At 67.8% G+C, this 13,962-nt stretch carries 10 protein-coding genes; 2 read left to right on the top strand and 8 right to left on the bottom strand.

Annotated elements, in window-relative coordinates; translation table 11 throughout:
* Positions 1-121: 121 nt before the first annotated feature.
* Positions 122-2,449, top strand: a complete 2,328-nt coding sequence (locus tag ACZK5G_RS07280; protein WP_478465856.1) for a penicillin acylase family protein — start codon at positions 122-124, stop codon at positions 2,447-2,449.
* Positions 2,450-2,537: 88 nt separating this feature from the next.
* Here ACZK5G_RS07280 and ACZK5G_RS07275 read toward each other — a convergent pair whose 3' ends face one another.
* Both ACZK5G_RS07275 and asnB read right to left on the bottom strand, forming a co-directional pair.
* On the bottom strand, positions 2,538-3,923 hold the full coding sequence (locus ACZK5G_RS07275) for a cation:proton antiporter domain-containing protein (protein ID WP_197655694.1): 1,386 nt from the start codon (positions 3,921-3,923) through the stop codon (positions 2,538-2,540).
* Positions 3,924-4,023: 100 nt separating this feature from the next.
* The gene (gene asnB / locus ACZK5G_RS07270) at positions 4,024-5,715 is read right to left on the bottom strand and encodes an asparagine synthase B (RefSeq protein ID WP_049399515.1); all 1,692 of its coding nucleotides are present in this window, start codon (positions 5,713-5,715) and stop codon (positions 4,024-4,026) included.
* A 340-nt stretch (positions 5,716-6,055) separates the two neighbouring features.
* Between asnB and ACZK5G_RS07265 the strand changes: the two genes are divergently transcribed.
* The gene (locus tag ACZK5G_RS07265) at positions 6,056-6,934 is read left to right on the top strand and encodes a tetratricopeptide repeat protein (RefSeq protein ID WP_478466501.1); all 879 of its coding nucleotides are present in this window, start codon (positions 6,056-6,058) and stop codon (positions 6,932-6,934) included.
* A gap of 66 nt (positions 6,935-7,000) precedes the next feature.
* On the opposite strand, the gene dapE is transcribed toward ACZK5G_RS07265, so the two are convergent.
* Genes dapE through map form a run of 6 tightly spaced genes read right to left on the bottom strand, consistent with a single transcriptional unit; the run spans position 7,001 to position 13,960 of the window.
* Positions 7,001-8,137 carry a succinyl-diaminopimelate desuccinylase gene (gene dapE / locus ACZK5G_RS07260; RefSeq protein ID WP_478465854.1) on the bottom strand — a complete coding sequence of 379 codons (1,137 nt, stop codon included), beginning with the start codon at positions 8,135-8,137 and terminating at the stop codon, positions 7,001-7,003.
* A complete protein-coding gene (locus tag ACZK5G_RS07255) occupies positions 8,134-8,505 on the bottom strand; it encodes an arsenate reductase (protein WP_180838119.1) in 372 nt (123 codons plus the stop codon). The genes dapE and ACZK5G_RS07255 overlap by 4 nt, the downstream gene beginning before the upstream one ends.
* A gap of 31 nt (positions 8,506-8,536) precedes the next feature.
* Positions 8,537-9,406, bottom strand: coding sequence for a hypothetical protein (locus ACZK5G_RS07250; RefSeq protein WP_478465852.1), 870 nt, complete (start codon positions 9,404-9,406; stop codon positions 8,537-8,539).
* A 2-nt stretch (positions 9,407-9,408) separates the two neighbouring features.
* Positions 9,409-10,488, bottom strand: a complete 1,080-nt coding sequence (gene dapD, locus ACZK5G_RS07245) for a 2,3,4,5-tetrahydropyridine-2,6-dicarboxylate N-succinyltransferase (RefSeq protein ID WP_032127931.1) — start codon at positions 10,486-10,488, stop codon at positions 9,409-9,411.
* Positions 10,488-13,097: a [protein-PII] uridylyltransferase gene (locus ACZK5G_RS07240; RefSeq protein ID WP_478057913.1), complete on the bottom strand. Its 2,610-nt coding sequence runs from the start codon at positions 13,095-13,097 to the stop codon at positions 10,488-10,490. The genes dapD and ACZK5G_RS07240 overlap by 1 nt, the downstream gene beginning before the upstream one ends.
* A gap of 20 nt (positions 13,098-13,117) precedes the next feature.
* Positions 13,118-13,960, bottom strand: coding sequence for a type I methionyl aminopeptidase (map, locus tag ACZK5G_RS07235; protein ID WP_080291753.1), 843 nt, complete (start codon positions 13,958-13,960; stop codon positions 13,118-13,120).
* Between the last annotated feature and the right edge of the window lie 2 nt (positions 13,961-13,962).

Here is a 13,962-nt window from a genome sequence, read left to right as displayed (position 1 = left end):
GGGGCTCCTGTGAATCGATGTGGCATAGGGTGCCGCATTTCAAAATACGGTGATCTAATCGGAATCAGTCGCAGTTGCGCCTGCGGCTACAATCAGCCCACGAGTTCGGAAAGGACGTGCGATGCGACGTACATGGCGTTGGGTGCTGGGTGTGTTGGTCGCCATCGTGCTGGTCACCGCACTGGCCCTGTGGCTGCTGCTGCGCGGCAGCCTGGCCGACCTGGACGGCGAGCATGCGCTGCCGGGCCTGGCCAAGCCGGTCACCATCGAGCGCGATGCGCTGGGGGTGGTCACCATCACTGCCGGCAGTCAGGCCGACGCGATGCGCGCACTCGGCCATGTGCATGCGCAGGAACGCTATTTCGAGATGGACCTGATGCGCCGCAGTGCCGCCGGCGAGCTGTCGGCATTGTTCGGGCCGAAGGCCATTGAAGCTGACAAGCGCATGCGCGTGCACCGCCTGCGCGCCCGCACCGAGGCGCATCTGGATACCGCGCTGGGCGACAACGGCGCGGTCGTGCGCGCCTATGTGGATGGCGTCAACGAAGGCCTTACCGATCTCTCCGTGCGGCCATGGGCCTACCTGCTGCTGCGGCAGTCACCGCAACCGTGGCAGGCCAGCGACAGCGTACTGACCGGGCTGGCCATGTACGCCGACCTGCAGGACCCGGACAACCAGACCGAGCTTGCGCTCAGCCGCATCCGCGCGGTGGTGCCGCCAGCGCTGTACGCACTGATCGCCCACGACGGCACTGAATGGGATGCACCGCTGTTCGGCGAAGCCACCGGCAATGCGATTCTGCCCGATGCCAGCCAGCTCGATCTGCGCACATTGAAGGGAAAGCCGGGCACCGAGCAGGAAGAGGCCGACGTCATCGGCAGCAACAACTTCGCGGTGGCCGGTGCACTCACCGCGGACGGCCGCGCGATCGTTGCCGACGACATGCACCTGGGCCTGCGCGCGCCTGGCCTGTGGTTCCGGGTGCGCCTGCGTTACCCCGACCCGCAGGCCGCCGGCGGCCAGGTCGACGTCACTGGCTTCTCGCTCCCTGGCCTGCCGGCGGTGATCGTCGGCAGCAACGGCCACGTCGCCTGGGGCTTCACCAACAGCTACATCGACACGGCGGACTACCGCACGGAACCGGCCAACGCCACGGTGACCGTGCACGAAGAACGCATTGCGGTGGCCGGCCAGGCCGACGTGCTGTTCCCGGTACGCGAAACCGCCTGGGGGCCGATCCTGCATACCCATGCCGATGGCAGTGGCGATGCCCTGCGCTGGGTCGCACACCTGCCCGGCGCGGTGCGCCTGGACTTCGGTAACCTGGCCCGTGCCGGTGACCTGGACGGTGCACTGCACTTCGCCGACCGCGCCGGCATTCCCGCGCAGAACCTGGTGGTCGGCGACCGCAGCGGCCGCATTGCCTGGCGGCTGATCGGCGCCCGCCCTGACCGCGGCCCCGGCTGTGCGCCGGCCGGCTTCACGGCCGCCAGCAACCAGGACTGCGCACCGTGGCCGATCCGCAGCGATGCCTCGCCTGCATTGATCGATCCCCCCAACCATCGCCTGTGGACCGCCAACGGACGCGTCCTCGACGGCGAGGCACTGGCCAGCGTCGGCAACGGTGGCTATGACCTCGGCGCGCGTGCGCAGCAGATCCGCGACCTGCTCGCCATCCAGGACCGCTTCGACGAACACGACCTGCTGGCGATCCAGCTCGATGATCGCGCCGTGTTCCTGCAGCGCTGGTGGGCGTTGCTGCATGACGTCATCGAACGCAGTGACGACCCTGCACTGAAGCGCTTGAAGGCGGTCAGCCATCAATGGGGCGGCCGGGCCTCGGCCAGCTCGGTCAGCTACCGGGTGGTGCGCGCGTTCCGCACGCAGGTGATGGATACCCTGTCCGAAGCACTGCTGGCACCGGCCAACGCGCAGCTGGGCGATGACTATCTGGACCCGCGCCTGGCACAACTGGAAGGCGTGGCCTGGCCGATGCTGCAGCAGCGCCCCGCCAACCTGCTGCCACCGGCCTACGACAGCTGGGACGCGCTGCTGCTTGATGCCGCACGCCGCACCGAGATCGAGCTGGCCAAGCAGGGCCCACTGGCCCAGCGCACCTGGGGAGAGCGCAACACCGCGGCGCTCTGCCATCCCATCGCGCGTGCATTGCCGGATATCGCCAAGCGCTGGCTGTGCATGCCCGCCGATCCCCTGCCCGGTGACCGTGACATGCCGCGTGTGCAGACGCCGAACTTCGGCGCCTCCGAACGCATGGTGGTCTCGCCCGGCCACGAGGCCGACGGCATCGTGCACATGCCCGGCGGCCAGAGCGGGCACCCGCTTTCGCCGTACTGGGGCGCCGGCCACGAAGACTGGGTGCATGGGCGGCCGACACCGTTCCTGCCCGGCAAAGCGCAGCACACGATGACGCTGGTACCGGCGCGGTAGCGGTCGTGCCGGCCGCTGGCCGGCATCCATGCAGGTGTGTCCAGCTTCATGAGGATGCCGGCCAGCGGCCGGCACGACCGTCCAGCGCTCAGCCCCGGCGCCGCTCGATCAGGTTCAGCAGCGGCCCGGTCATCGCCGTGGTCACCAACGCCATGATCACCAGCACCGCGAACAGCCGATCGCCAAGCAGGCCCAGCTCGTAGCCCAGGTTGAGCACGATCAGCTCCATCAGACCACGGGTGTTCATCAGCGCCCCCAACCGCCACGCTTCGCGCGTGGGCATGCCCGCGCTGCGAGCGGCACTGAATGTGCCCAGCAGCTTGCCGGCCGTGGCCACCGCGATCACCACCACGCACAACACGATATCGCTGGCCTGCAGCGCATCGGCGCGCATGCGCAGGCCGGTCATGGCGAAGAACAGTGGCAGCAGCAGGGTCACCGCGAACGGTTCGACGCGGGCCATCAACAGGTCGCGCAGCTGCGCGTTGGACGATACCGCGACGCCCGCAGCGAATGCACCGAACAACGCGTGGATGCCCAGCATCTCGGTGACCAGCGCACTCGCCAGTGACAGCAGCAGGATACCCAGCAACCAACGTCCCTCACGGCCCGGCGCGATCTGCTGGCGGGCAAACCACGGCTTCACCAGCCCCAGCATCAGCGCCACGAACACGACCACGCACAGCAGGTTGAGGCTGGCCGGCAACCAGCCGCTGGCCTGGGCGGCGGCGACGATCAAGGCCAGCAGGCACCAGGCGGTGGCATCGCCCAATGCCGCGCAGGCGATCGCGGTCTGGCCCAATGGCGTCTGTGTGATCCCACGATCGGCAAGGATGCGCAGCAACACGGGGAACGCGGTGATGCTCATCGAGATGCCGACGAACAATGCGAATGCAGTAAAGCCCACACCCTGCGGACCGTGCTGCGGATACAGCCAGATCGCCAGCGCCACGCCGAGCACGAACGGCACCGCGATGCCGGCATGACTGACCGTGAAGGCGAAGCGCCGGCGGCCACGCAGCGCAGCCAGGTCCAGCTCGGCACCGGCCACCAGCAGGAACATCAGCACGCCCAGCTGGCTGAGCATGCCCAGCGGACCCAGCGAGCTGGCCGGGAACAACGCACCATGCAGTTGCGGCAGCAGGCTGCCGAGCACCAGCGGCCCCATCATCAGGCCAGCGGCCATCTCGCCGATCACCGCCGGTTGTCCAAAGCGCTTGAGCAGCGCACCCGCGCCCTTGGCCACCAGCAGCAGCACCAGCAGCTGCAGCAGGAACAAGCCCAGCGGTGAGGCAAGGTGCTGCGCCCAGCTGCCTTCGGCGGCGGTGGCGCGGGCAACCGCCTCGGGCGCCGCCGGCCCGGCATACCGCGCCAGCAGTACGCCAGCCAGCAACGGCACCCCGGCCCAGGCCAGATAACGCCATCCCCATTTCGTGGGCGGCACGTCGCCACCTGCCTGTACGTCCATGAACATTCCCCAATGCGCAGGGGGCGATCATACAAAAAGGGGACGGAGGGGATTAAGTCGTTAGTGGCACAAACGACTTAATCCCCTCCGTCCCCTTTTTGAGGGCTTAGGCCAGTGCCTGTTCGTGCACGCCGGCGATCGCGCGGCCCGACGGATCTGCCGCCGCGGCGAAGCTGGCGTCCCAGGCAATGGCGGCCGGCGACGAACAGGCGATCGACTTGCCGCCCGGCACGGTCTCGGCCGCCGCGCGGCTCGGGAAGAACTGCTCGAACAGGTGGCGGTAGTAGTACGCCTCCTTGGTCTGCGGCGGGTTGTGCGGGAAGCGCTTGTCGGCCGCCGCCAGTACACGGTCGCTCACCTGTGCTTCGGCATGCGCCTTCAGCCCGTCGATCCAGCCGTAGCCAACGCCATCGCTGAACTGTTCCTTCTGCCGCCACAGGATGCTGTCCGGCAGGTAGCCGTCGAACGCCTCGCGCAGCACCGCCTTTTCGATGCGACGCCCGCCAAAGCCGGCGCCGACCATCTTGTGCGCGGCATCGAAGCGCATCGCCACATCAAGGAACTCACGATCGAGGAACGGCACGCGCGGCTCCACGCCCCAGGCCATCATCGACTTGTTGGCGCGCAGGCAGTCGTAGTTGTGCAGCGCGTCCAGCTTGCGCACCAGCTCGTCGTGGAATTCACGTGCATCCGGCGCCTTGTGGAAGTACAGGTAGCCACCAAAAATCTCATCGCTTCCCTCGCCGGACAGCACCATTTTCACGCCCATCGCCTTGATCCGCCGTGCCAGCAGGAACATCGGCGTCGAGGCGCGGATGGTGGTGACGTCGTAGGTTTCGATGTGGCGGATCACTTCCGGCAGCGCGTCGAGGCCTTCCTCGAAGGTGTATTCGAAGCCGTGATGCACGGTACCAAGTGCCTCGGCAGCGATCGCCGCGGCCGCCAGATCGGGCGAGCCCTTCAAGCCGATCGCGAACGAATGCAGGCGCGGCCACCAGGCTTCGGTCTGCCCGCCATCCTCGATGCGGCGACGCGCATAGCGTGCGGCAACGGCCGCCACCAGCGACGAGTCCAGGCCACCGGACAGCAGCACCCCATACGGCACGTCGCTCATCAGCTGGCGCTCCACCGCATGCTCGAAGGCCTGGCGCAGTTCGGCCAGGTCGGCCTGGCGGCCCTGCACGTCGGCGTAGTCGCGCCACGGCTGCTGGTAATAGCGCACCAGCTCACCGCTGGCACTGTCGAAGTAGTGACCCGGCGGGAACTGTGCGACGTCGGCACAGGTATCGACCAGCGCCTTCATTTCCGAGGCCACCCGCAGGCGCCCCTGGGCATCGTGGCCCCAGTACAGCGGCACCACGCCCACCGGGTCACGCGCCACCAGCACGCGCCCGCTGTCGCGGTCCCACAGCGCGAAGGCGAAGATGCCGTTGAGCTGTTCCAGCCACTGCGCCGGCGAACTGCCCTGGCGATACAGCGCGTTGATCACCTCGCAGTCCGAGCCGGTCTGGAAGTCGTAGGCGGTGGTCAGCGCCGCCTTCAAAGCCTGGTGGTTGTAGATCTCGCCGTTCACCGCCAGCGCCAGCTGGCCATCGGCCGACAGCAGCGGCTGCGAACCACCGGCCGGGTCGACGATGGCCAGCCGCTCATGGACCAGCAGCGCACCTTCGTCGAGGTACACGCCGCTCCAGTCGGGGCCACGGTGGCGCTGGCGCTGCGACAGTTCCAGCGCATGGCGGCGCAGGGCGGGAAGATCGTCACCGGCCTGCAGGCCGAAGATTCCGAAGATCGAACACATGGGAGAGCTCCTGTTGGGGGATTTCACGGGTGGGAGGGTGTTCGACCGGCCATCCAGGCCCGGGTGGGGCTGCGCCCGGGCACAAAAAAAACCCGCATCGGCTGATGCGGGTTTTCTGGTGTCCGGGCGTGTGTTGCTGTCTATCTACCCAGGGCGCAGTCCCGCATCGGCCGCGCACGATTATTCGCGCGCAGATTATTGCGGTTGTTGTTATTGACGGCGGTGGCCAGGCGGATCGACATGGCATCGACCCTACCCCGGTTTCCGGCACGGCGCAACCGTTGCGTTGGCAACCACTCCCCGGCGCGCATAATGGCCCGCCGTGAAACGTGTAATGGAAATGCAACACCGCACTGGACGCAACGCGGCGCTGGCCGCCCTGCTCTGCCTGGGCCTGGCCGCCTGCCAGACCCTGCCTCCGCCCTCCACGCTGCCGCTGGCGCAGCAGCAGGCACTGGAGCAACGCGGCACCGACGGCAGCTTCGACGGAGCCTGGGACACTGCGCAGACCTTCGAACGTTTCAACGATCCGCGCGCCGTCGCCTACTACGAGCGTGCTGCCGCGGTCACGCCCTGGACCTTCCACAACACCAAAGCGGAAGAGGCACTGGGCCGGATCTGGATCTCCGGCAGGCTGCAGCATGCCGACAGCCCCCACATCAACCCTGCACCTGTCCTGCGCGCGTCCTGGCGACGTGGCGAACGCGCCTATCTGGCGGCGGCCAACCACGGCAATCCCTATGCGTTCTACGGGCTCGCCAAGGCCTACCGCCAGCGAGGCGACGTACAGCAGGCGCTGCGCTGGGACCTGCGCGGAATGATCTACAAGCGCTACCGGAGTTCATCGTCGCGACTGCCGGATGCGGTGGCGGCACAGGGTGACACCGTGCATCCGCTGGTGGCGCAGATCCAGCGTCGTGCCGAGCACGGCGACGCCGAAGCGCAGGTCGACCTGGGCGCGCTGCTGGAGAAAGGCATGGGACTGCCGCGCGATCCGGCGCGTGCGCTGCAGCTGTACCAGCGCGCCGGTGAGAAGGGCAATGTGTTCGGCCAGTACTTCGCCGGTCTGCTGCTGGGCCGCAGTGCGCCGGGTGTGGAGAAAGACACCGACGCGGCGGCGCGCTGGTTCGCCAGAGCCGAGGCGCAACACTTCTACATGGCCGCGCCAAGTTACTGGAAGAAAGCGGTCGAGCCGCCGTTCTTCATTTTTTCAGAGTAGAGAAGCGGCCCCGGCGGGAGGCGTGCCGACCAACGGTCGGCACCCACCCTCGCGGGATTCATTCCGTCATGGGGTTCCCACCAGCAGCTGTTCCACCAGGCGCTGGTACAGCCCCGGCAACGCTTCCAGATCGTCCACGCGTACGTTCTCATCCACCTGGTGGATACTGGCGTTGACCGGCCCCACTTCGATGCACTGCGCACCCAGTGGCGCGATGAAGCGTGCATCTGACGTGCCGCCGCCGGTGCTTTCTTCCGGCGCACGGCCGATGTGCTCGGCCAGCACCGCACGCGCGGTGGCGCGCAGCGTGCCTTCCGGGGTGTAGAACGGCTCGCCGCTGCGGTGCCACTTCAGCGTGTACTGCAGGCCATGGCGGTCCAGCAATGCGGTGATCTCCGCCTCCAGCTTCGGTGCATCCCAGTGCGGGTTGTAGCGGATGTTGAAATCCACCTCCAGCTCGCCGGGAATCACGTTGTTGGCACCGGTGCCGGCATGGATGTTGGAGACCTGCAGGCTGGTCGGCGGGAAACTCTCGTAGCCGTCGTCCCAGCGCCGTGCGCTCAGTTCGGCCAGGGCCGGAGCAGCCTGGTGAATCGGGTTGCGCGCCTTATCCGGGTACGCCACGTGGCCCTGTACGCCCTGCACGCGCAGCTTGGCCGACAGGCTGCCACGACGCCCCACGCGCAGCAGGTCACCCAGGATAGCGGTCGACGACGGTTCACCGGTAATGCACCAGTCGATGCGTTGGCCGCGCTCGGCGAACAGCCGTGCAACGTGACGCACACCATCGATGGCATCGCCTTCCTCGTCGCTGGTCAGCAGTACCGCCAGCGTGCCAGGGTGATCGGGATGTGCGGCGACGAACTGCTCGGCGGCGACCACGAACGCCGCCACGCTGCCCTTCATGTCGGCGGCGCCACGGCCGTACAGCACGCCCTCACGGATCTGCGGCGTGAACGGGTCGCTGGCCCAGGCCTCGCGCGGGCCCGTCGGCACCACGTCGGTATGGCCCAGCAGCACCAGCACCGGCGCGCCCTGGCCATGGGTCGCCCACAGGTTGTCGACCTCGCCCAGGCGCAGGTGATCGCACTGGAACCCGGCCTGCTTCAGGCGTGCCGCCAGCAGTGTCTGGCAGCCAGCATCATCCGGCGTCACCGAGGGTCGTGCGATCAGTTCGCAGGTCAGGTCGAGGACCGCACTCATGCGTCACCCACGCCGAAGCGGGCCTTGAAACCGTTGTCGCTGAAGCCCTGGCTGACCGTGCCATCGGCCGTGACCACCAGCGGACGCTTGATCAGCTGCGGGTATTCACGCAGCAGCAGCTTCCATTCGGCCTCGGAGTCGGCGGCCTTGCGGTTGTCCGGCAACTGCCGCCAGGTGGTGGACGACTTGTTCACCATCGCGGCCAGCCCCCCCAGCTGCCCAGCCCACGCCAGCAGTGTTTCCGGGCTCGGCTTGTTCTCGCGGTAATCGACGAAGGTGTAAGGCACGCCGAAGCGGTCCAGCCACTTGGTCGCCTTCTTGCAGGTATCGCAGTTCTTCAAACCGTAGACAGTGGTGCTCATGGCCATCTGTGATGCTGGAAAACAGAGGGCCAGAATCTCACAACAGGCGCTCGGACACGACCCGGAACGGCACCCGTGGCAGCCGGAAGGCCAGCCCTTCCTGCAGCGCCAAGTCCATCGCCTGCAGCCGCGGACACTGCTGCTCACCGATCAGGCGCAGGGGCTGCAGGCTGTCGATCTCCACCGGCAGCGCGATGCGGGTGCTGGCCCAGCGGCCGTCGCAGGTACGGGCGATGGCCCCGTCCTGGCAGGTGAGGAAACGCAGCAGGGCCTGGTGGCCGTCGAAGGCCGCCGACCACGCCGCCCCATCCTCCCAGCCTGCAGCGGCCTGCCACTGCAGGTGCAACCTCGGCGCACTGCCCTGCCCGCCTTCGATCAGGGTGTGCCCATCGCCATCGGTGCGCACCACATGTTCGAAGCGGGTGGACAGATGCGGCTGCATGGCATCGCTGGAAACGCGCGCGCCGGCGACGAAGGCCAGCTGGTCCATCACGTTGCGGTCGAACAGCACCACCGGCGTCCCGTCCGGATCGTCGTCACGACGCAGGTACCAGCGCCAGTTGCTCTGCCGTGGCGACGGCATCAGGGAACGCAGCGGCCCAGCCAGCGCGGGCCCGAAGTGGCCGTGACGGTAGCTGAGGATGGTGTAAGGCGTGCGTCCGGCATGGACCACGTAATGATGGCCCGGCGGTGGCATTGGTGCGTGACGCACGTCGACCCACCAGCTCACGTAGACCACATCGCGCACGTCACTGACCAGCGCCGGCATCGGCCAGCGCCGCGACAGTGCACGGCGCAGCCGGGTCCAGCGCGGGGCGTGCAGCAGGCGCGGCAGCATCCGCCCGACCAGGGTGTCGGACGGATGCCGGTAGATCGCGGACTGCGCCAGATCCTCCGGCGCAGTCACCTTCAGTCGGCCAGGCCGCGCAGCAGGTCGTTGACGCTGGTCTTGCTGCGGGTCTTGGCATCAACCTGCTTGACGATCACCGCGCAGTACAGCGAATGGGTACCGTCCTTGCTCGGCAGCGAGCCGGACACCACCACGCTGTACGGCGGGATGTAACCGTAGGTGATTTCGCCGGTGGCACGGTTGTAGATGCGGGTGCTCTGGCTGAGGAACACGCCCATGCCGATCACGCTGTGGTGGCCGACCACCACGCCTTCCACCACTTCCGAGCGCGCACCGATGAAGCAGTGGTCCTCGATGATGGTCGGGCTGGCCTGCAGCGGTTCCAGCACGCCACCGATGCCGGCGCCGCCGGACAGGTGGCAGTGCTGGCCGATCTGCGCACAGGAGCCGACGGTGGCCCAGGTATCGACCATGGTGCCTTCGCCGACGTAGGCGCCGATGTTGGTGAAGCTCGGCATCAGCACCACGTCCTTGCCGAAGTAGGTGCCGCGGCGGGCGATCGCGCCCGGCACCACGCGCACGCCACCACGGCGGAACTTCGCTTCGTCATAGCCGGCGAAGCGCGATTCGACCTTGTCCCAGAACGGCGCCGGACGGGCGTCGACCACGGCCATGTCATTGACACGGAAGTACAACAGCACGGCCTTCTTCAGCCACTCGTTGACCTTCCAGCCACCCTGGCCGTCCGGCTCGGCAACACGGAACTCACCGCTCTCCAGGCCGTCAATCACGCGGTTGACCAGCGGCTTGGTCGAGCCTTCCAGCTCGTGCAGGGTCAAGGTAGCGCGGCGCTCGAAGGCACTCTCGATGCCGAACTTCAGCTCTTCCACGCCCGGGGCCGACGGCTTGCGCAGCGACTTGCGGGCGATGGTTTCGGCGCGGACCGCTTCGGCACTCTTGGCCGGCGCCGGCTTCTTCACAGCACGCTTCACCGCAGCCGCTTTCTTCGCCGGGGCCGTCACCGCAGCGGCCTTCTTCGGCGCTGGGGTCTTCTTCGCGGCCGGTGCGGCAGCAGCAGGTTTCCGGGCCGCTGCGCTCTTGGGGGTCGCGGCGGTCTTCTTGGCGGGCTTGGTGGCCATCAGGCGGGGTCTCCGGCGTTTCGATCAGGGTCCAGGCAGGCCAGCATCGCGTCATGCAGCTGCTGCCGGGCAGGTTCAGTCAGGGGGAGGTCGTGTTCGTCACTGATCACGAAGGTGTCTTCGGCGCGTTCGCCGAACGTGGCAATGCGCGCATCATGCACGCGCAGGCCCTGATTGCGCAGCACGAATGCCACATCGGCCAGCAGGCCGGGACGGTCGGGGGCGACCAGGGCGAAACGGGTTGCGCCCGGCTCATCGCGGAATTCGATGCGCGGGGCGAAGCGGAAGTGCCGCAGCTGCCGTGGCACCACCCGGCGTGACGGCCGCAGGCGCGACAGGTCACCACTGAGTGCCTCGCGCAGCGCCGCTTCCAGGTTGGCACTGCTGCCATCGGCGAAGGTATCGGCCGGGTTCACTTCGAAGGTATCGAAGATGGTATCGGCCGGACCGTCCAGCACGCGTGCGCGGTGGATGCCGTAGCCCTTGCGGTCCAGCGTCATCACGATCGCGGCGAACAGGCCGTCGCGGTCCGGCGAATGCACGAAGACTTCCAGCGCGGGATCGTCGACACTGATCCGGCGTACCTTCACCAGCGCCTGGCCCTGCTTCACCGGCACCAGCGCGGCAGCCTGCCAGGCCAGCTGCTCCGGGCGCAGGCGGATGAAGCCTTCGTCGGGCATCACCGCGAACTGGCGATCGATGGTGGCATCGTCGTAACCCCGCTCGCGCACCAGCGCGCGCACGCTGTCACGCGCTTCGGCCACGCGCTCGGCCGCCGGCACCGGGTGTTCCAGCCCCTCGCGCAGCGCGCGCCGGGTGGCGAAGTACAGGTCGGCCAGCAGCCGGTCCTTCCATGCATTCCACAGCTTGGGGCTGGTGCCGGCGATGTCGGCGCAGGTCAGCAGGTAAAGGTAGTCCAGGCGGTCGCGGCTGCCGACCAGGGTGGCGAAGCGATGGATCACTTCCGGATCGGCGATGTCCTGCTTCTGCGCGGTCACCGACATGCGCAGGTGCTGTTCGACCAGCCACGCCACCAGTTCGGTATCGGACGTGCTCAGCGCATGCGCCTGGCAGAACGCGCGCGCGTCCACCGCGCCCAGCTCCGAATGGTCGCCGCCACGGCCCTTGGCGATGTCATGGAACAGGCCGGCCAGCAGCAGCAGTTCGGGCTTGCGCAGGCGCGGCCACACTTCGTGCGCGATCGAGAAGCGCTCGTCGGCGCGACTGCTGGCAAACAGGCCGATATTGCGCAGGACCATCAGCGTGTGCTGGTCGACGGTGTAGACATGGAACAGATCGAACTGCATGCGCCCGCTGACCTGGGCAAAAGCGGGAATCCACTGGCCAAGCACGCCCAGCCGTGCCATGCGCGAGAGCGTATCGACCGGGCGCTGGCCGCGCAGCAGCGCCAGGAACTGCTCGCGTGCATCGGCATCAGCCTGGTCGTAGGCCGGCAGCAGTGGCAGCGCTTCGGCCAGCGCACGCGCGGTCAGCGAATGCAGGCCGCGCACCTGCGGGTTGTTGGCCCAGCTGGCAAACAGCGCGAACACCTGGCCGATGTCGCCGCGCGGCCAGTCGGCTTCGTTGGCCGCCAGGTAACCACGGCGCAGGGAAAAACCCACGGTCAGCGGCTCCGGCTGCGCCTCGCCATCGAACTGTTCCTCGAAGCGCTGCAGCAGGCGGTCGCTGATCCGGCGCACGACCAGCGCGGCGCGGTAGAAGCCCTGCATCATCTTCTCGACACCGAGGTTCTCGGCATCGTCTTCAAAGCCCAGGCGTGCCGCCAGGGTCTTCTGGTAATCAAAACGCAGGCGCTCTTCCGGGCGACGCGCGACAAGATGCAGGCCAAAGCGCAGCCGCGCCAGCACCGCACGTTCGCGCTTCAGTGCTGCCGCTTCGTCTGCGCCCAGATGGCCGAGCCCGACCAGCGCCTCCAGGTCACGCACGCCGAACGCACGCAGTGCCATCCAGCCCAGCGTGTTGAGATCGCGCAGCCCACCGGGGCCATCCTTCAAATCCGGCTCCAGGTTGTCGGCGGTGTCGCCGAAGCGCTGGTGTCGGTTGCGCAGCTCTTCCAGCTTGGCCAGGAAGAAGGTGCGCGCCGGCCACAGTTCACGATCGTCGACGGCCTCGCGCAGCGCGCGGCGCGCCACATCATCGGCCAGGATCGGGCGCGCCTCGATCAGCGCGGTCAGCACGGTCTGGTCCGCTGCCGCCTCGCGGCACTGCGATGCAGAACGCACCGCATGGCTGACGGCCAATCCGCAGTCCCACAGCAGCGCGAACAGGCGCGCCAGCGCCGCCTCATGGGCCAGCTGTGCCGGCGGATCGCCGAACACCAGCAGGTCGATGTCCGAACGCGGAAACAGTTCACCGCGGCCATAGCCGCCGACCGCGAACAGCGACAGCCCGCTGTCGGCCGGCAGGCAGCGCTGCCAGGCCAGGCGGATCAGATGGTCGGCAGCGCGCGCCCGCAGCGCCAGCAGGCGCTCGATGTTGTCGCCCTGGTCGAAGCGGCGGTACAGGCGCGCGTCGGCCTGCTGCAGCGCCTGGCGCGCGGCAGCAGCCCAGTCCGGGTCGTTGAGCGACGCGGCCGGCGTGTCCAGCAGCGAACTCGCCGGCAGCATCCTCAGGAGACCTGCGACTCGCCCGGCGACAGGGTCAGCACGTCCACGCCGGTCTCGGTGACCGCGATCATGTGCTCCCACTGTGCCGACAGCTTGCGGTCCTTGGTCACCACGGTCCAGCCATCCGGCAGCACCTTGTTGTAGCGGGTGCCCTCGTTGATCATCGGCTCGATGGTGAAGGTCATGCCAGGCTGCAGCACCAGGCCCTGGCCCGGGCGGCCGTAATGCACCACCTGCGGCTCATCGTGGTAGACCTTGCCGATGCCGTGGCCGCAGTACTCGCGCACCACGCTGAAACGCTCGCCTTCGGCATAGCTCTGGATGGCATGGCCAATGTCGCCCAGGGTCGCGCCCGGACGCACCGCGCGGATGCCGCGCCACATGGCTTCGTAGGTGGTTTCCACCAGGCGGCGGGCCATCACCGACGGGGTGCCGACGAAGTACATGCGGCTGGTGTCGCCGTGCCAGCCATCCTTGATGACGGTGACGTCGATGTTGATGATGTCGCCATCCTTGAGCACCTTCCCTTCGCTGGGGATGCCATGGCAGATGACGTTGTTGACCGAGGTGCACACGGTCTTCGGGAAGCCGCGGTAGCCGACGTTGGCCGGAACGGCGCCCTGCACGTTCACGATGTGGTCGTGGCAGATGCGGTCCAGTTCCTCGGTGGTGACACCGGGCTTGACGTGGGGGGTGACGATGTCGAGCACTTCGCTGGCCATGCGGCCGGCGATTCGCATCATCTCGATTTCCTGCGGGGTTTTCAGATTCACGCTCATGGCCCCCATTATCGCCGATCCGGCCGCAATCTGAACGAACGCCACCCAACTGGCGATCCGGGCCATGC

The organism is Stenotrophomonas sp. 62841_Sma (assembly GCF_056482945.1).
Note: the sequence above shows the minus strand (reverse complement) of the source record. Positions and strands in the feature narration are given on the sequence as shown.

Bases quoted from the DNA above. Each gene is read 5' to 3' on its own strand.
- ACZK5G_RS07265 (WP_478466501.1), top strand. From the start codon at position 6,056: ATGCAACACCGCACTGGACGCAACGCGGCGCTGGCCGCCCTGCTCTGC.
- dapE (WP_478465854.1), bottom strand. From the start codon at position 8,137: ATGAGTGCGGTCCTCGACCTGACCTGCGAACTGATCGCACGACCCTCG.
- asnB (WP_049399515.1), bottom strand. From the start codon at position 5,715: ATGTGTTCGATCTTCGGAATCTTCGGCCTGCAGGCCGGTGACGATCTT.
- dapD (WP_032127931.1), bottom strand. From the start codon at position 10,488: ATGGCCACCAAGCCCGCCAAGAAGACCGCCGCGACCCCCAAGAGCGCA.
- ACZK5G_RS07255 (WP_180838119.1), bottom strand. From the start codon at position 8,505: ATGGCCATGAGCACCACTGTCTACGGTTTGAAGAACTGCGATACCTGC.
- map (WP_080291753.1), bottom strand. From the start codon at position 13,960: ATGGCCCGGATCGCCAGTTGGGTGGCGTTCGTTCAGATTGCGGCCGGA.
- ACZK5G_RS07280 (WP_478465856.1), top strand. From the start codon at position 122: ATGCGACGTACATGGCGTTGGGTGCTGGGTGTGTTGGTCGCCATCGTG.
- ACZK5G_RS07275 (WP_197655694.1), bottom strand. From the start codon at position 3,923: ATGTTCATGGACGTACAGGCAGGTGGCGACGTGCCGCCCACGAAATGG.